The sequence below is a fragment of the Vibrio sp. T13N genome (genome assembly GCF_032970445.1).
Lineage (GTDB): Bacteria > Pseudomonadota > Gammaproteobacteria > Enterobacterales > Vibrionaceae > Vibrio > Vibrio diabolicus.
The window spans coordinates 134,670-153,665 of the sequence record NZ_JAWJYE010000007.1 but is presented as its reverse complement, the minus strand read 5'-3'; the positions used below and the strand labels follow the sequence as shown (position 1 = coordinate 153,665).

Genomic DNA, 18,996 nt, shown 5'->3' with positions numbered 1-18,996 from the left:
TGCAAACGCAATGTGACGCATATCTACCCAATTGGCAAGCGCAATTTGGGTACCTTTTAATAAACCACTACTCTTTCTTATCTTTGAGATACCTTACCTCAACTTTTTTGCACACGTTTGCATAGAGATCACGAGTTTTCAAATTGGCCGAACACGATCTTGTAATTTTACGTTTTTCTGACTTTGGATTTTGTCGTGATTTTTATCACAAATTGACCAACGGAGGTAGTGGACTAAAGTCGATCAGCGGTTGCGAAACCATCGGAGCATCTGAAGCAAATAAGAGTAAAGGTTGAAATGATGAGGATTGTAACTGACCGATATCTATCAACTTTTCCAGCGCGAAGAATCGACTAACGTATTGGCGAGTCTCTTTAGGTAGTGTGAGCTTCTGAAAGTCGTTACTGCCTGCTCGCTGAATAGCGCGTGCGACACGCCCTTCGCCTGCATTGTAGGCCGCTAATGTCAGCGCCATGTTTTGATCGAATTTGTTGTATAAAAACGTCAGATACTTGAGTGCTGCAGCTGTGCTTGCTTCTGTATCAAAGCGATCGTCTTGTTTTGTATCTACAGTCAACCCGAATCGTTGAGCGGTTGCTGGTATCAGTTGCCAAAGTCCGGCGGCGTTGGCATGAGAAACGGCTTTGGGGTTGTAAGAGGATTCCAACATTGGCACTAAGGCTAGAGTCTTTGGTAAAGAGTGGCTTTGCAGTTGTTTGAAAATATGATGAATCACCAGGCTGGATGAATCGAGACGCTTGGCAATTTGTGGTTTGTATGGGGCTAAAACTTGATATTGCGTTTGAATATCAGCTGGGCTTGGTTTCGCCTGGCAGGTGATTGAAAGGCAGGATAGTAAGGCGATAAAAATAAAAAGGCCTACAGTACTCAGCCGAGATGGCGACTGAATCTGTAGGCAAGACGAACATCGTTTAGAACGATTTATCTTCATAAGTGTGTTGCACAGGTTGTTTGAGTTGACTGACCAACTCATGGAACGCCGCAGAGCTGTGGCCATTGCTCTGATTGTATTGTTGGCACTGACTTACCAACGTTTCCAATAGCGCCCATTGTTTTCTAGCTTGCATACCTATTTGGGCAGGCAAAGCATTGAAAATTCGTTTTACGCTGGCGTCATTACACGCTAACCCCAGCTCTCGCATACACTGGCTTCTATCACTGGCTGAGCGACTAAGTTTATTGAGTATTGGCATTTGTTTCTGAACATTGTTGCTCAGTGCCTCACCATCAAACTTTAAGTACAACGTTTTTTGCTGTTGAAGCAAAGGGATAAGTTGTTGATAGAGCTTGATATCCTCAGGTATTGAGCGAATAAATTGTTGAATTCGCTGCGATACTGCGCTTGCCATGATCTCTTCCTAGTGTGTTATTACTCGTGACCTGTATGGAATTGCATGATCGCCTTTGATAGTGCTTTGGTATCTAGGCTAAGTTCGCCACGCGCTAATGCGTTACGTACTTGTTCTACTTTTTCCATATCAACATCAGGTAGTGATGCCATTTCAGCTTGAGCGCGATCTATCGCTACGGTATTCGCTTGAAATGCAGGCTCGTGTACTTTGCTCTGTTCGACGACGTCGACAGGCTGTTTGCTTGCTTGCTGTAATTTTGTTTGTGGGACATGACCGCCCGCGACTTTGTCGATTTTCATGCTGTGGTCCTCATCATCATGTTCTAAATTAAGTAGGCGGTTAGGATGTGATAAACATTAAATATTTTTTTGTACTCGAAATTCAGTGTTACTGACGAGAGCCAAAATTAAAAAATGTTACTCTGAGTCCAAAATCAAAATTGAGTATGAACCTGGTTTAACCCGGTTACGACAGCTCTAATGACCTTGCCTGAACTTAGGTTTTCTACTTCAATTTGTTGCCCTTTCGCACCATCTTCTAAGGCGACTCCTTTCGTGCTGGCGCTAAATCCATTTTTGCTCGCAATCACTATGACTTCATTGCCTTTTTCGATTAAAGGTGGAGCCGATAAATTGGATGGGTTGACCACTTGCCCTGCACGTAAACGACGAGAGGTTTCTAAGCCTATTGCTTGTCCTGGGCGAGTATAAAAATCGTCTTGTCGCGAGATGGTGCGCGTTTCCAGTTTAACGTGCTTGGCAGTCACAACTTCATTTCGACCGACCGTGGTTGTGGCAACCAAGACAGGCAGTGTCAGAGAAGATTTTATCGTGACGTTAATTCGCCAGGGTGAAGCGATGTCATCGCAACTTACTGAGCGCTTAAGGTTTCCAACTGGCAACGCTTGATTGTCGCGACCAGTGATGACCAGAGGCGATTCACACTCAGGTAGGTGATTCGCCGAGCCTGGTACCCACATGTCGAAATCCAGTTGGTATTCTCCCCACTGGTTAGAGTGAGCATTTTGGGCCACTTCTTGTTTGAAATGCTCTGCTACAACAGATTTTATCTCCTCAACGCTTAGGGTTCTGCCAGAGGTGTTGGCGAAAGTTTGTCCTGGTATTAGAGCAAGCAGAGTTAGCATTAATGTTGAGGAAGTAAGCACTTTCCCCTTGATTTTAATGCTTTCCGTGAGCCGGAAGTTTGGCTTCCATCCTTGTTTGTAAATCATTGATATATATAGCTATTTTTTATGGCACGCATCTTGTTTGTATGTTGGCGTATTCGAGCCAACTGTAAGGAAGATGCATGGCGATCACATTTGAAAATGCTTTAGGTGTACATCCAGAGGCACTTAATTTTCGCGTTCAGCGTACCAAAGTCCTTGCCAGTAACCTAGCAAATGTTGACACCCCTGGGTATTTGGCGAAAGACCTAAGTTTCACCACCGTAATGAACCAGGTGGCTGCAGGCGGTGTGAACAAACCAGTGCCTAAGTTTCAGGTTCAGGCCCAATACTCGGTGCCTTACCAGAACAGCAAAGATGGCAACACTGTAGAACTGGGTGTTGAACAAGCGAAATTCACGCAAAACAACATGGACTTTCAAACTAGCCTGACGTTTCTCAACATGAAATTTAATGGCTTAACGAAAGCGATTGAGGGACGTTAATTATGTCATTCACTGATATTTACTCGATCACTGGATCCGCGATGACGGCACAAACTGTGCGTCTTAACACGGTCGCCAGTAACTTAGCTAACGCGGACGCGGTGTCTGCAAATCCAGATGACGCTTATAAAGCGCTGAAGCCCGTATTCGCGACTGTGTACCAAAAAGCGCAGCTGACAACGGAAAACGGGGTTTATCCCAATGCTGAAGTTCGCATTGTTGACGTTGTGAAAAATGCGGGAGAAGCCGAGAAACGCTTTGAGCCAAACAACCCGTTGGCCAATGGTGAAGGTTATGTGTACTACCCAGATATCGATGTCGTGGCTGAAATGGCAGACATGATGTCAGCGACACGTAGCTTCGAAACCAATGTTGAAGTGTTATCAAATGTGAAAAGTATGCAGCAAGGTCTGCTTAGATTAGGGCAGGGCAGTTAATGAGTCTCGCACAATATACACCTTTATCGTCTGATGCTCCTGTGAGCACTAAAGCAAAAGAGAACAATGGCATTGCACCAAATCCTAAAGATATGAACAGTGCTTCTTCATTAGAGAACGAATTCATTTCTTTGATGGTGGCGCAGATCCAAAACCAAGATCCACTTAACCCACTTGATGGCACGGAATACGTTGGTCAGTTGGCTCAATTCTCTCAAGTTCAAAGTACCGAGAATATGTCCAAGACAATGCAACAGAGCATGATTCTCCTCGACAACATGCAAGTGCTATCGACAGCGGGGCTCGTCGGACAAACTGTTTACGTCAACTCCAAAGAATTTGAGCTTGGTGAAGGCGTACAGAACGGAAAAATCGAACTGGCTCATAGCTCAAACCAAGTGACGTTAGTTGTGAAAGATGAGTTTGGTCAATCTACTAAAGTGCCATTAGGTGCTCACGGCAAAGGTGACGTCGACTTTTCAATTAATCCTGAAGAACTTGGTCTTAAACCAGGCAAATACTCAGTGGCAGTAGAAGTGCAAGAAGGGCAAGCAAGTCCAAATGTACTCATGGCTGGCACTGTTGAGCAAGTGCGTATTCCAAATACTGGCGGCGCAGCATTAGTCAATGTCCATGGCGTTGGCAACGTTCCTTTCTATCAAATCACTCAGTTTGGTGCTTAACCAAATAGGGAAATCAGAGGTCTTTTTATGAGTTTTAACATCGCACTAAGTGGTCTGGACGCGACCAACACAGAGCTAAACACAATCAGTCACAACATTGCCAACGCATCAACGTATGGTTTTAAAGGTGGCCGCACAGAATTCTCCGCAGTATACAACGGCATGCAACCTGGTGGTGTAGAAGTCGCGTCAATTTCACAGAACTTCGACAAAGACGGCAGTATCTCAGGAACTGGCCGTGCGATGGATTTGGCGATCAACGGTGGCGGCTTCTTTGTCACTAAAGACAACATGGGTCAAACGCTATACACGCGTTCAGGTGTATTCGCGACAGATAAAGATAACTTTGTTACAGCTAACAGTGGCGCAAAACTGCAAGGTTACAGTGTGGATAGCAACAACAACCTGATGACAGGCTCTGTGGGCAATATCCAAGTATCTACGTCATCACTGAATGCAAAAGCGACAGACGGCCTTGATTTTGTTGCAAACTTTGATGCAAGTGCGTCTGCCATTGATAAAACGGTAACGCCGTTTAATCCAGACGATCCAAACTCATTCAATTCGTCTTACACCACAAAAGTCTATGACTCGCTGGGTAACTCGCATACGGTAACTCAGTACTTCACTAAGACCGCTTCTAACTCTTGGGAAGTGAATGTTCAAGTGGATGGTGGTGCAACACCAGTGACAACGGTGCCAGTAACGTTTGACAAAGACGGCTCGCTTTCTTCACCGACGGCTCCGTTTAATGTTTCATTCCCTGCGGCAGGCGCAAACGCGATGAGTGTCGACATTAACTTGAAGGGCAGCACGCAGTTCGGTGCGAAATTCGGCGTAAGTACTAACAGCCCGAATGGTTACACATCCGGTGAGCTTGCAGGTGTACGCGTTGAAGGTAATGGCATGGTTTACGCGACCTACACTAACGGCCAATCACAGCTGCAAGGTCAAGTTGTACTTGCAGACTTCGCCAACACACAAGGTTTAGCAAAAGTGAGTGGTACGGCGTGGACTCAAAGCTTTAGCTCTGGTGCGCCAATCATGGGTGTCCCTGGTTCAGGTACGTTGGGTGATTTAACCCCAGGTGCGCTAGAAGGTTCTAACGTTGACCTAACCAGTGAGCTTGTGGCGCTTATGACCGCACAGCGTAACTACCAAGCAAACGCGAAAACCATCTCTACCAGCGACAAGCTAACTCAAGCTTTGTTTAACGCGGTGTAATGGGAGTTTTGCATGGATAGCTTGTTATTTACTGCAACGTCAGGTGCGAGTCGAGTTCTTAAGGCTCAGCACGTGCGTTCAAACAACTTATCAAACGCTGATACTGCTGGCTTTCGAGCGGATATGGAGCGCGTGCGCAGTGTAGAAATGCAAGGCCCAGGTTTTGATGGTCGCACTATGGTTGTGACCAACTCTGCCTCAACGCGTTTTGATTCTGGCGACATTATGAAAACGGGACGCCCGTTGGATGTCGCCATCATGGGTGAGGGTTATCTTGCTGTTGAAACTCCTGCGGGTAACGAAGCGTACACGCGAGCGGGCAATATCCAAGTCGACACTTTTGGTGCCATGACCATCAATGGTTTTCCTGTTCTTGGTGAAAATGGGCCTTTGGTTGTGCCTGATTATCAAAAGATTGAAATCAGCGAGCGTGGTCAAGTATCCGTGATTCCGCCAGGTGGTGGCGCAGAAATCGTCGCGGGAACGTTGAAGTTGGTTAAACCAGAAATGAACCAACTTCAAAAAGAGAGTGACAGCCTACTGCACAGTGTAGATGGCGTGCCATTCGCTGCCGATGAAACCGTGCAACTTTCTCCTGAGCACATTGAGGGCAGTAACGTATCTGCCATTGATGAGTTGATTGGCGTGATGTCGTTAACGCGTAACTTCGAGATGCAAGTTCGCATGATGAAAACGGCCGAGACGTTGGCACAAGCTGGTAATAAATTAATGGCGGCGAGATAAGTCTCGCCCCGCAAGGAGTAATAAAAAATGCATTCAGCATTATGGGTAAGTAAAACAGGCATGGCAGCGCAGGACACGAAGATGACTGCCATTTCTAACAACCTAGCGAACGTAAATACAGTTGGCTTTAAGCGTGACCGAGTTGTATTCGAAGACCTTTTCTACAGCATTCAGCGTCAACCTGGTGCTCAAGTAGACCAAGTTAACGAGTTGCCAAGTGGTATTCAGCTAGGTAGCGGTGTTCGCGTAGTTGGCACGCAAAAAGTGTTTACGCAAGGTAACACTCAAAATACAACACAAGAGTTGGACCTTGCCGTTATGGGACAGGGTTTCTTTCAAATCGAAAACTCGGATGGACAGATCATGTACACACGTAATGGTCAGTTCCATGTCAACTCTGAAGGCTTGATGGTTAACAGTCAAGGCTTGCCGTTAGAGCCACAAATTCAGATCCCAGATAATGCCTCTTCATTCTCTGTTGGTGTTGATGGCACGGTAACAACAACGACGGCGGACGATCCAACGCCACAGCAGCTTGGTCAAATCACTCTCGCAAAATTCATTAACCCAGCAGGCTTAGAGGCGGTGGGTGGTAACTTGTTCCGTGAAACGGAAGCCAGCGGCCCGGCAGATGAACTGATTGCTGGTGAAGATGGCGCAGGCCTCATCAAGCAAGGTGCATTGGAAGGTTCAAATGTACAAGTAGTGGAAGAGATGGTCGACATGATCACGACTCAACGTGCGTATGAGATGAATGCGAAAGTGGTCTCTGCTGCAGATGACATGCTGAAGTTTGTTTCGCAATCAATGTAAGTATGAAATTGGTGATGATGAAGGAAAAAGCAATGAAATGGCTTTCTAAGAGTTGGGCAGTAGCCGCCGTGTTGCTGGTGGGATGTGCCGGCCGTCAGGAATTTATTCCGCCTGAGCCAAATGCCGAGGAATATGCACCACCAACGCTCGATTACACGTTGCCGGAAACTCAGTCTGGTAGCCTTTATCGTCACCAATACACGATGACCCTGTTTCAGGATCGTCGTGCTTACCGAGTTGGCGATGTGTTAACGGTTCAACTATCAGAAGAAACCTCATCGAGCAAAAAAGCGGGTACTAAGTTTGGCAAAAGCTCAGCGGTTAATTTCGCGGCGCCGACCATAGGAACGAAAACGTTCGATGAGTTAGGGGTTAGTGTCGATGGCAGCCGCAACTTTGATGGCAGCGCTTCAAGCTCACAGGGCAACAAACTGCAAGGTGCAATCACCGTAACGGTACACGAGGTGTTACCTAATGGTGTATTGCGTATCAGTGGCGAAAAGTGGCTGCGCCTAAACCAGGGAGATGAGTTTATTCGTCTCACTGGCATTGTTCGTGTGGATGATATTAATCGCAGCAACCAAGTTTCTTCTCAACGAATTGCTGATGCACGAATTACCTACGCAGGTCGCGGAGCTCTGGCTGACAGCAACGCAGCCGGATGGCTAACTCAATTCTTCAACAGCCCATGGGTACCTTTCTAATGAAGACAATGCAATCTTTCTTTACGTCTTTCCTATTGGTGTTGACCTTGGGATTACCAACCACTTCACATGCTGAAGTGGAAATTCCGATCATGGACTTGGTCGATGTACGCGGCATTCGAGAAAACCAATTGGTTGGTTATGGTTTGGTGGTTGGCTTAGCTGGCCAGGGTGACCGAAACCAAGTGAAATTTACTTCTCAATCTATTACCAACATGCTCCGTCAGTTTGGGGTTCAAATTGATGACAGTATGAACCCTAAGCTACGAAATGTGGCTTCTGTGAGCGTGACAGCAACCGTTGATCCAATGGCGGGCCCTGGACAAACTTTGGACGTGGTCGTGTCTTCAATTGGTGACGCGAAAAGCCTCCGTGGCGGTACGCTATTGTTGACGCCTTTACGCGGTATTGATGGTGAAGTGTATGCCATTGCACAAGGAAACGTCGTGGTGGGCGGTTTATCTGCAGAAGGGCGAAGTGGCTCCAAAGTCGAAGTTAATACGCCAACGGCAGGTCGCGTTCCGAATGGTGCGACGTTAGAGAGAGAAATCAAAACTGATTTCAACCAGCGTGATGAAGTCACCTTAAACCTGCGTAAACCAAGCTTCACGACGGCAAAAAATATCGCGCGTGAAATCAACAACACTTTTGGGCCTAACGTTGCTGTTGCGATCAATAAAGCGCGCATTGATATGCGTGCACCAAAAGATACCCAACAGCGCGTAGTGATGATGTCGATGCTTGAAGAAATGAGCGTCGTGGAAGGCCGCAAGCCGGCTCGAATTGTCTTTAACTCTCGTACGGGAACGGTCGTGATCGGTAAGAGTGTCAAAGTGAGTGAGGCGGCAGTGAGCCACGGCAACTTAACCGTGCGAATTTCTGAATCACAACAAGTCAGTCAGCCAAATGCGTTTGCAAATGGCGATACGAAAGTCGTTAACCAAACGGATCTTGATGTGAACGAAGATTTAGCTCAAATGGTGATTTGGCCTCCAGGCACGGAGCTCAACACTATTGTGACTGCGGTAAACAGCTTAGGTGCCACACCTACTGACTTAATGTCTATCCTGCAAGCACTGAGCGAAGCGGGTGCATTGAACGCTGAATTGGTCGTGATTTAAGGAGTTAAGGATGAAACTAGACAGTACCAATGAACAAACTCAACTGAATTCGATGCTGTATCACGACAACAGCGCACTTGCCAGCATCAAGCAGAGTCGAGATCAGGAAGGCGCGCTTGAAGTAGTGGCGGGTCAATTTGAGGCGATGTTTTTACAAATGGTGCTGCGTCAAATGCGCAGCAGCAGCGATGTTCTAGCGGATAAAGACAGCCCGTTTGCGAGCCAACAGCAAGGTGTTTTCCGCGATATGTACGATGGGCAACTGGCAATGGAACTGGCAAAAAAGCAGAGCTCTGGCATTGCCAATATGCTCATCCAGCAACTTAGCCCCTCTATGCGCGAAGTCGCCTTTGATGCTGCGCGTAACATCTCATCTGCAAACGATGGTAAAGGTGCGAATTCTGAATCTATCTCACAGCTTGATGCTAACGAGATTGAGGGGAACTCGAGCTTATTTAATACCGCCTCTCAAGCCGTCGCCTCTGTAAAACAGGTGCTCGGTGAGGCCGGTATGACTACCGCGTTTTCTCAGCCGTTGATCAGGAAAATGGAGCTGTAAATGAACCTAGTTAATATTGCCCTTTCAGGTTTAGGCGCGAACCGCGTGGCCTTAGACGTAACGGCACAAAACGTGGCGAACGTGAATACTGTGGGCTACAGTCGTCAACAAGCGTTGATGGCATCAGTCGATGACGGAAAAGCCAACCGCTTAAGCCCTGGTTTAGGGGTAGAGGTCACCAGCATTCGCCGCGTTACAGACCAATTTCTGATTAAGCAAACGTGGTCCACTAACAGTATGGCGGCGTACGCTTCTGGTTACACCAGCAACATGAGCCAATTGGAAAATACGCTAGGGGCCGATGGCTTCAGTATTTCTGCTGGTTTGGACTCTCTAAACGCTGCGCTTAACGATGCTACGGTTAAGCCTGAGTCGATCCCTTACCGTCAACAAATCATCAACGAATCTGAAGCGTTGGCGCGCCGCTTTAATACGCTTACTGAGTCTTTGCACAACCAACATAAAGATATGAGCGACCAGCGTAATGCGGCACTCAACCACGCGAATAGCCTCATGGAAAACATCGCGAAGGTAAACAAGCAGCTGGTTGAAATGCAAGGAACAGGTGGCAACCCATCGCAACTTATGGATGAACGAGATAAATTGATCGGCGAGTTATCTCAAACCATCGAAATCAGAACAACAGAACAGCCTGACGGCAGTGTTCAGGTGACGTTGACCTCTGGTCAGCCACTTGTGATGGGCACGGACCATGGCAAACTCGCAGCCGTTCCAGACCCTAGCGACCCTTACGTAGCAGACTTACACGTAACATTCTCAAGCCAAAGTTTTGCGATTGGTGACTCTCTTGGTGGCAAATTAGGTGCGATTAACGATTATCAAACCGATGTATTAAAACCAAACCAATTGGCTTTGAATGACATGGCGAAAGCATTAGCGGATGAATACAACGCTGTGCTCGCTACTGGACAAGATTTAAATGGTAACCCAGGTAAACCATTGTTCAGTTACGACCCTGCCAACCCAGCGGCAAGTTTGGATATCACTGAGTTGACTCCAGGTGAGCTTGCGTTTTCAAGTGATGGTACGCCAGGTAATGCGGATGTATTGCAGTCGTTGATTAATTTAAGCAACAAGCCTGTTTCTGTGACTGGCTATGGCTCAGTGAGTTTGAATGACGCATTCAGTTCCATGGTGGGTCAAACCGCGATTAAAGCACGCCAAGCAGACGCCGATTACCAAGCTAAGTTAGCCATGAACAAGCAAGCACATGCGGCTCGTGACAATGTGAGTGCCGTTAACAGTGATGAAGAAGCGGCTAACTTAATGACGTTTGCTAATGCACACAATGCCAACATGAAAGTGATCAGCACAGCGAATCAGCTGTTCGATTCTGTATTGCAGTTATTCTAAAGGAAACCCAGATGCGAATCAGTGACAATCAATTTAGCCAAATGATGCTGCAAAGCCTGCAAGGTAACAATGCAGGTCTGGGGCACGTGCTACAACAAATGACGACAGGTGAGCGTCTAACTAAACTATCTGACGATCCAATGGCATCGATTAAGCTGCTTAATTTGGATCGTGAAAACAGTGCCATCGCCCAATATCAAAACAATATCGCAAACGTCAAAACCACGCTTTCGAGTCAAGAAACACATTTAGACTCAGTGAAAGAGAGCCTAATGAGCATGCGTGATATTGCATTATGGGGCGCGAATGGCTCACTGACTGATCAAGACCGTACCGGTATGATCACGGAGCTAAAGAGCTATCGTGATTCAATTGAGTCGTCTTTCAATGCTCAGGATGAAGAAGGGCACTACCTATTTTCAGGCACCAAAACTGACACCCCTGCTATAAACAGTGCAAGCGGTAGTTATGTCATCGAGGGCAACAGCGATAAACGTGTCGTGACGATTGCGAAAGGCGTAACGATGGATTCCAACATGACGGCAAAGGACATTTTGGACCTTGGTGGCGGCAAAAACGTACTGGATCAAATTAATAATCTAATTACAGAATTTGAGAACCCGAGTCCGAATTTCCAAGCTGAAGTGGACGCAAGCCTGAGTGCCATTGATGATACGTTGGCAAGCGTACTTGGCACGATGACGGAGATTGGTGGCCGACACAATAACCTAGATTTGGTTGGCGGTGCTCATGGTGAGAATAAACTGTTCGTCGATAAAGTATCAGGTGACCTCTCAGCTCTGGATTACGGTGAAGCATCGGTACGCTTGAGCAATTACATGGCGGCTTTGCAAGCAACGCAAGCGAGCTATGTAAAGATCAATGATCTATCGTTGTTTGACCGTCTATAAGGTTAGGAAGTTCTTTTATGGTAATGAGTACAGTAGAGGTTAGACCCCATAGCATACGCTTGGGTGGGCAAGAACAAGCCTCTATCATGCCGACCCGTTCTGCAGACTCAAGTACTGCAATTAAACCGCGCCCGGCGCAAGTTCAGGCTGACACTACGTCAGCCTACTCTGTCTCTGGGATTCAACTGACCCAAGGTCAGCAGCAAGCGACGGCAGTGCAGATCGCATCGAAATCGTTGCAGGTGATTGGCAAAGAGCTGACTCAAATTAAACGTGGTTTGACGCAAGCGGTGAATCAAGGCGTGCAAAATGTACCTGGCTTGCAGGATACATTGGTTCGTTCTAAAGCCACCATTCAGAACGTTGTGGAGCATGCTCGTTTCGACGGCCAGAAAGTGCTCAACAACGAACTGCATTTAAAGCTAGATAAAGCAGACATTCGTCGCTTTTCTATTCCTGGCTTGAACGTGCATCGCTTAAGTGACAAGGCTGAGCAAATTCGTTTGGATTTCCCTCAGGGTCAAGCGGTAATGATTCAGTTCGATGGACAAGCCGATGGTGCTCGAACTGTCAAAATGCTTGACCGAAGCTTGATTGCTTTAGGGATGCGTGCCTCATTAGCTGACGATGGCAGCATTTTATTTGAAGCCAGAGACAACGCTTATCAGCAAATGCAGCAGAAAGTGATGGTCACGGGCGAAGGGCACCGTTTTCCTGCGGGCCAGCCGAACGTTCTAAATCTAAAGTCAGAGCCAGATGGTATTGCAGAACTTGGGTTTGATTTGGCGTCACGCGATGGTATGAAACAGACGATTGCCAAAGTGAACCAGCACCTAAGACAAGTGCAAACGAGCTTGCAGGAAGCGAAAGCATTTCATGGAGAGTTGAATACTCAAATGCGCTCAATTCAAAATAAAACCGCGCAGCTTTCTGTGGATGATGTGAATGCAAAACTGGATGGTTTTGTGCAGAAGTCTGGTGAGTTTACCTCGACTTTTCAAGCGTTGAATGCACAAGCAAACGTGCGTCGTCATACGGTTGTTGCGTTGCTAAAATAACGAACACTCCAATGATTCCCGGCTTTGCATCGCTATCGCCCCCCAATAACGAGAACGGTGCATTGTCGGGAATCTCTCTTTAATTCGTTTATGGTTCGAGTGCTTTTGCCACCGAGCGATTCAATTTCTGGAATAACCACCCAAGCGCGATTAAAGATGCTCCTAAACCTAAGAAGCTGATTGCTCTCCAGAACCCATCCAGAGAACTAACATCCCATAAGAATACTTTGAGTGCGACAAAAGCTAAAACCACTAGACCCACGCGCTGCATCATCAACCCTCTGTGTGTCACACCGCGCCAAGTAAGCAATCCACCCACGAGCAAACCTGCTACTGAATAACTGAACAGTTCTGCCATGCTGGTCGGTTGGTACAACATCATGGATGTGGTTTGCCAGAATTGACGGATAGACATACCTAACCAAATAGCAGCAAGTGCAAAGCCTAGGCTAGCAACCGCAAATCGATGAACCTGTAACGTATTCCAGCCTCTAAAGGTTGCGATAAGTAGGATGCAAGCTGGCAGCAACCAGCCGACGCTTAGCATATTAATGACGGGAAGAGCTTGGGCTGAGACGTTGTCAGTCACCAATGGCGACTCTGCCGTATTAAGCAAAATTATCAGCAATGCGAAGGCACACCAAAGCAGGTAGCTGTAGGCTTCATAGATGCGGCTTAAGCGTTGTGCAAATTGGCTACGGTAGCTGTACACCAAACCCATAACCAACGCTTGGTTAGCAAAAACGATGGCGCTTGTGAAATCAAGGTGTCCCAAATAGCCGTACTGCCCAGTTAACCAGTAGTTGGTTTGGGTGAATAGCGCCATTAAGAATACATGCAAAAATGCGCCTTCAAACCAGTTGGTCAGTTCGAGGTCCACTTGCTTTAGCGTGGCTCGAGCATAGAGCAGGATGATGAGAGACGGTAGGTAACTCACAATAACCCAAGCCCAATGTCCTGCTTCTACGGGTTGCCATTCAGGGATGAAGGGTAAAAGTGTGAGGCGGATGACCAGTATCCCCATCGCCACTTTAATCGCCCAACTTGCGGGGCGAAATAACCCTGATTGCGTCTGTAGCGCCATTACCGCAACTTGTATCGAGATTGCTGTCGTCAACCAGGTATCGCTTAACCAAACAAAGGCGACGCCTACGATTAAAGCGTGCATGACGGCAGAACATTCCAATGCTAGCGAATGTAAGCGCTGACCAAGTACAACGTAATAAACGGTCACCAATGCGCAGAATGCAGTCCAGTGCCACAGGTAGCCTTGCATAAATTCGTCGACATAAAACAGCGTAATCAAACTCATTGCAGGAGCCAGTACTAACAGAAGTACGCCGCTAAGTTGCGATCGGTCACTGAGTGACTGGCAATAAGTTCGACAGCAGATCAGTGCAATACTGGTGGCCAATGCGAGTAAGATACTGGCACCATGTTCTGGCATATACAAAGCGTCAAACGCGACAGTGAGGACAACAAGTGCGGTCGCAGAGACCAATATGGAAGGCAAAAATACGCGCAATGACCAACCTGTGCGAACCGCTGGGAGCCATACTGTCGCAACGAGCAGCGCATAACAGCACACCATTTGCAGTGTGTCCAATTCTGGCATTCTGGTGACAGCCGAAAAGGTCAATAACGCAATCGCGAGAGAGGTAGCGGTCGGCGGATTTGTCCACTTATTCTGGCAGTGATGATAACGAGGATTGAGTGTCCAACCCAGTCTTGGAACGGCGAAAATAAGATAGAGCGTAATTGAGAGATAAATAGCCAGCCAAGAAAAAAGCGTCTCAAGCGGCATGCTTTCAATGAGCAACAGCATCCAAACAACATGTGGAAGCGCGATGCTTGGAGAAATCCATGCACTACGCACTTTTTGCATTAGCAATGTTGCCGCAACCGATATCGCGCTGATATACCCAGCTAATAAGAAGTAATTAGGCTCGCTTCCACCAATCCATAACGGTGCGGTGTATCCACCAATCAGACCAAGCACCGCCATCAACGGCCCTTGCTGTAAAGATAGAGCCAAGCTGCAAAATGCGGCAGCGGCTAAGATGATCAGCGAGACACTAGGTGTCAGCATTTGATAAACAACAAACGCAAAGATAACCGTGCAGTAAATGCCAGTTAGCCCGGTTCCGGTAACGGCGGCAGGCACATAAGTAAAGCCTTGGGCTCGTGTTGCTCGTTGAGGATTTTGTTGTTCTTTGCGGTGGAACCATTCGCCAACAAGCACCATAAGTAACGAGAGTACAAACGCAAAGGACACACGCATAAGTGGCGAAAACTCAATGTGACTACCAATAACCTGTACTAGATACCCCCCACCAATTAGCATTGCCAGCGCGCCCACCCAAACCAACCAGTTTTCTTGAATGTTGTTAAGCAGGCTCTGAACTTTACTTGGCAATATAGACTCTTGTTCTTGACTAAAAACGTCCAGTTGAACTTCGCTTGCCTGGTATTGAGCTTGATGTGTTGTGTTTGGATAAGATGCTCGGTCGGTAATCGGATCATGCTCCTTAGAGGATGAGGAGTTTGCCTCTTTTGTTACCTCTTCAACAATGGATTGTTGGCGCGTTGGTTGGTTCGAGTCCTTATTTATACTGACTCGCAGTGATGTTACCTCTTCACGAAGTTTGGTTAGTTCTTTTTCTAAAAGTGCTGCTCGGTTGGCGGCTTTCACTCCGATGAGGATGGCGAGCAACGCCATGAACAGTGCTAGTATTACGTACAATCCATTTCTCCTTGCGTACGTCGCGTGACACACGATTCTTAACTTTGAGCACGTACGCTAAAGCTTAGTCCAAGCGCTTTGCCTTAGCTTCATATAGTGCTAGGTTCCGCGCTTTCTTTAAGAATCATTCTACATAATGAAACTCAATGCATAATGATGAATTCGACAAAGCGACATACTTGTGTGTCACTTTAAGATCTGATGAACAGAAATGAGTCGTTAAGTCATTGGGGTTCAACTATATTCATAATTCTGATGCGATACCCAAGTGACCTCAAAAATGTGCATTTCAGAGGCATGCTGTCGAAGAGTCGAAGGTAAGCCGTTTAGTCTGCATGCCAAGTCATGCTTATTGAACCGCACGCCCGAGGTTATTTGGGTATAGCGCATTCACGCGAAAAAAGACAAAACAGGTAATGATTAATGCAAGTGGGTAATGAAGCGCTGGTTCTATCAGCGGTTGGGGTCATTGGTTTAGGTTGTCAGTGGTTGGCATGGCGATTGCGCTTACCAGCGATTTTATTTTTGCTGCTAGCTGGGTTGATTGTCGGGCCATTTATGCAGTGGTTAAATCCAGATGAGATTTTAGGGAATTTGCTCTTTCCGTTGGTTTCATTGGCGGTTGCGGTGATTCTTTTCGAAGGCAGCTTGACCCTAAACTTTAAAGAAATTCGCGGTGTGAGTGGCTCAGTCTGGAGTATCGTTTCCATCGGGGCCATCATTTCGTGGGCAGCAACCAGTATTGCGACGCACTATTTCCTCGGTTTTACTTGGGAGCTCGCCATGTTGTTCGGCAGCTTAACCGTGGTAACAGGTCCGACGGTGATCGTGCCACTTCTTCGGACGGTAAGGCCTAACAGTACGCTTGCTAATATTTTACGTTGGGAGGGGATCTTGATTGACCCACTCGGTGCGCTTTTTGTTGTGATGGTTTATGAGTTCATCGTATCGCACAGCGCGATAAATAGCGTTGAAGTGTTCGGGACGCTCATTGCCGTGGGCGTCATTCTTGGTGCAGCCTCTGGCGCAGCAGTCGCAACGATTATGCGCCGTGCGTGGCTACCGGAATACTTGCAGCCATTTGCGGTTTTGATGATCGTGCTCGGCGTATTTTCCGTCTCCAACCATATTGAGTCTGAAGCCGGATTACTCACGGTTACTGTAATGGGTATGTGGCTTGCCAACGCAAAGGGCATCAATATTCAACAAATTCTGCACTTTAAAGAGCACTTGACCATATTGCTGATCACCGGCCTATTTATTTTCCTTGCTGCACGCATCAGCTTGGATGATTTTGCTGCGCTGGGTAGCGGCGCGTTATTGCTGTTTGTATTTATGCAGTTGGTGTCGCGTCCGTTGTCGATTTTCCTCTCAACCATCCGCAGTAACTTGAGACTTAAAGATAAACTGTTTCTGTCTTGGGTTGCACCGCGCGGTATTGTCGCTGCCTCTATTTCGTCTCTTTTCGCGATCAAATTGACCGAATACGGTATTGATGAAGCGATTTTACTGGTTCCTATGACCTTCATGGTGATCATCGGAACGGTTGTTTTACAAAGTGCAACGGCACGTCCTGTCGCATTGATGTTGGGCGTCGCGGAGCCAGCGCCACGCGGCTTCTTGTTGATTGGTGCTAACCGAGTAGCCAGAGAAATTGGTCAAGCGTTGGCACGCTATGACCGCCGCATATTGATGACCGATTCTAACTGGGAGTACATCAGTCAAGTTCGTATGTTGGGGCTGGATTACTACTACGGGAATCCGATTTCTAGTCACGCAGATGACAATTTGAACCTGATAGGGGTGGGACAAGTCGTTGCATTAACGCCTGACCAGCATTTCAACATTATGGCTTGCATGCAATTTGTCGACGAGTTTGGTGAAGATAAAGTTCACTGCTTGCAAAAAGTGAAAACCAACGGCAATGGTAGCGAGAAGCACTCCGTGGCTCAGGAGTACCACGGTAAATTGCTGATGGGCGGTAACGTAAGCTATACCCAGCTGGCCAGTTTGTTGAGCCGCGGTGCAGAGATAAAACACACGAAATTGAGCGACAACTTTACGTATCAAGACTATTTAGCGCACCACAAAGGGAACTCGGTAGTACCGTTGTTCCACGTTGAAGAAAAAGGGAAAATTCAATTCTGTGATGATCCTGAGCAGTTTGCTCCAACCACCACAAGCACCGTTGTGTCTCTGATTCTGTCAGAAAGCGCAAAGTAAATTAGAGAAGTATGCGGCTCTTTTTATCGTGGTTTCTTGCACGCTGATTACTTCAACTTGGAGGAACACTCGCCTGCTTGTTTAAAACAGAAGGCGAGTTTCTCTTTCTATAATGTCAGAGTAAGTCGTGATTCATTACTGGTTTCGGAAAAGTAATCTCGTGAATTCAGAAAATTCGCATTGACGTTACTGATAAGGATCGCAATACTGCGCGACTGTTTTACTTTAGGGTGACATTATGGCTCCGCAAACTAACCGAAAAGATTTACATCTAGACGCTGTTTTACATCATGACATGAGCATGAAGCATAAAACGGCGGGCTTTGAGTCTGTCGAGTTTGAACACTGCGCGCTGCCAGAATGTGACTTTCAGGCGATCGACCTGTCGACAGAGTTTCTTGGCCACCGATTGGCGCTGCCGTTTTTGATTAGCTCAATGACAGGTGGAGCAAAAGACGCAGAAGTGATCAATTGTCGTTTGGCTGAAGCTGCCAGTGAATTAGGCATTGCGATGGGCGTGGGTTCGCAGCGTATTAGCTTAGAAGAGCGCCAACACGCAGGTCTAGGCAAAACCATTCGTGATTTAGCCAAAGATGTGCCGCTTTATTCCAACCTTGGAGCCGCTCAATTGCGCGACAAAGGTAAACTTGATAATGCGCAGCGTGCGGTTGAATCCATTCAAGCGGATGCGTTGTTTGTACACGTAAACCCAATGCAGGAAGCGTTTCAGAAAAATGGCGACCATAATTGGATTGGGGTCTTACACGCTATCGAGCAGCTTAAATCTCGCGTGAACGTTCCGATCATTATTAAAGAAGTCGGTTTTGGTATTAGTGGTCACGTTGCGCAGCGATTGGTTGACGCCGGTGTGGATGCCATTGACGTAGCGGGCGCGGGTGGCACAAGTTGGAGCGCGGTTGAAGGCTATTGCCAAGATAACCCGAAAATGCAGCGTGCAGCCGAGCTTTTCCGCGATTGGGGCATCCCAACGGCAAAATGTTTGACTCAAATAAGAGCACAGCATCCTACATTACCTTTGATCGCCTCAGGTGGTGTGCATAACGGACTTGAAGCGGCGAAAGCCATACATTTGGGCGCCAATCTCGTTGGGCAAGCGGGCGCAGTCTTGAAAGCGGCTACCATAAGCACTCAAGCGGTGGTCGAGCACTTTGAGCAAATGGCGTTAGAGTTACGTTTAGCATGTTTTGGCACGGGGTCTTCTAAGATCAGCGCATTAACGCAAGCGCGCTGCCTATAGGTGTTTATGGTGTCATGTACGCAGCTTGGCTCAATAATTTTTCGGTGTCTTAACACGTAGACTGATAATTTCGTTATAGTTGATACAAAAGTCACTTCAA

At 47.1% G+C, this 18,996-nt stretch carries 19 protein-coding genes; 14 read left to right on the top strand and 5 right to left on the bottom strand.

The annotated features are described in order from the left end of the window. Window positions 1-205: 205 nt before the first annotated feature. The 4 genes from R2S67_RS13665 to flgA form a co-directional block, all read right to left on the bottom strand. The gene (locus R2S67_RS13665) at window positions 206-952 is read right to left on the bottom strand and encodes a lytic transglycosylase domain-containing protein (RefSeq protein WP_256955539.1); all 747 of its coding nucleotides are present in this window, start codon (window positions 950-952) and stop codon (window positions 206-208) included. Then, window positions 933-1,370 (bottom strand): flagellar export chaperone FlgN, encoded by a 438-nt coding sequence (gene flgN, locus R2S67_RS13660; protein WP_006741304.1) that lies wholly within the window; start codon window positions 1,368-1,370, stop codon window positions 933-935. Before flgN ends, R2S67_RS13665 begins: the two co-directional genes overlap by 20 nt. Before the next feature lie 20 nt (window positions 1,371-1,390). Beyond that, complete coding sequence (gene flgM / locus R2S67_RS13655) at window positions 1,391-1,672, bottom strand: flagellar biosynthesis anti-sigma factor FlgM (RefSeq protein WP_006741305.1); 282 nt, start codon at window positions 1,670-1,672, stop codon at window positions 1,391-1,393. Between the two features lie 134 nt (window positions 1,673-1,806). Further along, window positions 1,807-2,604, bottom strand: a complete 798-nt coding sequence (flgA, locus tag R2S67_RS13650) for a flagellar basal body P-ring formation chaperone FlgA (protein WP_046873844.1) — start codon at window positions 2,602-2,604, stop codon at window positions 1,807-1,809. 77 nt (window positions 2,605-2,681) lie between these two features. On the opposite strand from flgA, the gene flgB reads away from it, so the two are divergent. The 12 genes from flgB to R2S67_RS13590 are packed head-to-tail and all read left to right on the top strand — an operon-like array spanning window position 2,682 to window position 12,672. Continuing rightward, window positions 2,682-3,044: a flagellar basal body rod protein FlgB gene (flgB, locus tag R2S67_RS13645; RefSeq protein ID WP_005395306.1), complete on the top strand. Its 363-nt coding sequence runs from the start codon at window positions 2,682-2,684 to the stop codon at window positions 3,042-3,044. A gap of 2 nt (window positions 3,045-3,046) precedes the next feature. After that, complete coding sequence (gene flgC, locus R2S67_RS13640; protein WP_005395305.1) at window positions 3,047-3,481, top strand: flagellar basal body rod protein FlgC; 435 nt, start codon at window positions 3,047-3,049, stop codon at window positions 3,479-3,481. Then, window positions 3,481-4,164 (top strand): flagellar hook assembly protein FlgD, encoded by a 684-nt coding sequence (gene flgD / locus R2S67_RS13635; RefSeq protein ID WP_005395303.1) that lies wholly within the window; start codon window positions 3,481-3,483, stop codon window positions 4,162-4,164. Before flgC ends, flgD begins: the two co-directional genes overlap by 1 nt. A gap of 27 nt (window positions 4,165-4,191) precedes the next feature. Next, window positions 4,192-5,388: a flagellar hook protein FlgE gene (flgE, locus tag R2S67_RS13630; RefSeq protein ID WP_046873843.1), complete on the top strand. Its 1,197-nt coding sequence runs from the start codon at window positions 4,192-4,194 to the stop codon at window positions 5,386-5,388. 12 nt (window positions 5,389-5,400) lie between these two features. Next, complete coding sequence (flgF, locus tag R2S67_RS13625; RefSeq protein WP_317345049.1) at window positions 5,401-6,132, top strand: flagellar basal-body rod protein FlgF; 732 nt, start codon at window positions 5,401-5,403, stop codon at window positions 6,130-6,132. Window positions 6,133-6,159: 27 nt separating this feature from the next. After that, window positions 6,160-6,945, top strand: a complete 786-nt coding sequence (gene flgG / locus R2S67_RS13620; protein ID WP_005395297.1) for a flagellar basal-body rod protein FlgG — start codon at window positions 6,160-6,162, stop codon at window positions 6,943-6,945. Between the two features lie 32 nt (window positions 6,946-6,977). Then, the gene (flgH, locus tag R2S67_RS13615) at window positions 6,978-7,649 is read left to right on the top strand and encodes a flagellar basal body L-ring protein FlgH (protein WP_005395295.1); all 672 of its coding nucleotides are present in this window, start codon (window positions 6,978-6,980) and stop codon (window positions 7,647-7,649) included. Next, window positions 7,649-8,770, top strand: a complete 1,122-nt coding sequence (locus R2S67_RS13610) for a flagellar basal body P-ring protein FlgI (RefSeq protein ID WP_031780462.1) — start codon at window positions 7,649-7,651, stop codon at window positions 8,768-8,770. Before flgH ends, R2S67_RS13610 begins: the two co-directional genes overlap by 1 nt. Before the next feature lie 10 nt (window positions 8,771-8,780). Then, on the top strand, window positions 8,781-9,329 hold the full coding sequence (locus R2S67_RS13605; protein ID WP_046873842.1) for a rod-binding protein: 549 nt from the start codon (window positions 8,781-8,783) through the stop codon (window positions 9,327-9,329). Continuing rightward, window positions 9,330-10,703, top strand: coding sequence for a flagellar hook-associated protein FlgK (flgK, locus tag R2S67_RS13600; RefSeq protein WP_005395291.1), 1,374 nt, complete (start codon window positions 9,330-9,332; stop codon window positions 10,701-10,703). Between the two features lie 11 nt (window positions 10,704-10,714). Further along, window positions 10,715-11,614 (top strand): flagellar hook-associated protein FlgL, encoded by a 900-nt coding sequence (gene flgL / locus R2S67_RS13595; RefSeq protein WP_005395290.1) that lies wholly within the window; start codon window positions 10,715-10,717, stop codon window positions 11,612-11,614. Between the two features lie 17 nt (window positions 11,615-11,631). Continuing rightward, on the top strand, window positions 11,632-12,672 hold the full coding sequence (locus tag R2S67_RS13590; protein ID WP_317345045.1) for a flagellin: 1,041 nt from the start codon (window positions 11,632-11,634) through the stop codon (window positions 12,670-12,672). Window positions 12,673-12,760: 88 nt separating this feature from the next. Here R2S67_RS13590 and R2S67_RS13585 read toward each other — a convergent pair whose 3' ends face one another. Beyond that, a complete protein-coding gene (locus tag R2S67_RS13585; RefSeq protein WP_411057561.1) occupies window positions 12,761-15,391 on the bottom strand; it encodes a DUF2339 domain-containing protein in 2,631 nt (876 codons plus the stop codon). Window positions 15,392-15,838: 447 nt separating this feature from the next. On the opposite strand from R2S67_RS13585, the gene R2S67_RS13580 reads away from it, so the two are divergent. Both R2S67_RS13580 and fni read left to right on the top strand, forming a co-directional pair. Then, window positions 15,839-17,638: a cation:proton antiporter gene (locus R2S67_RS13580; protein WP_005395287.1), complete on the top strand. Its 1,800-nt coding sequence runs from the start codon at window positions 15,839-15,841 to the stop codon at window positions 17,636-17,638. Window positions 17,639-17,876: 238 nt separating this feature from the next. After that, window positions 17,877-18,896 carry a type 2 isopentenyl-diphosphate Delta-isomerase gene (gene fni / locus R2S67_RS13575; RefSeq protein WP_074189797.1) on the top strand — a complete coding sequence of 340 codons (1,020 nt, stop codon included), beginning with the start codon at window positions 17,877-17,879 and terminating at the stop codon, window positions 18,894-18,896. Window positions 18,897-18,996 lie beyond the last annotated feature (100 nt).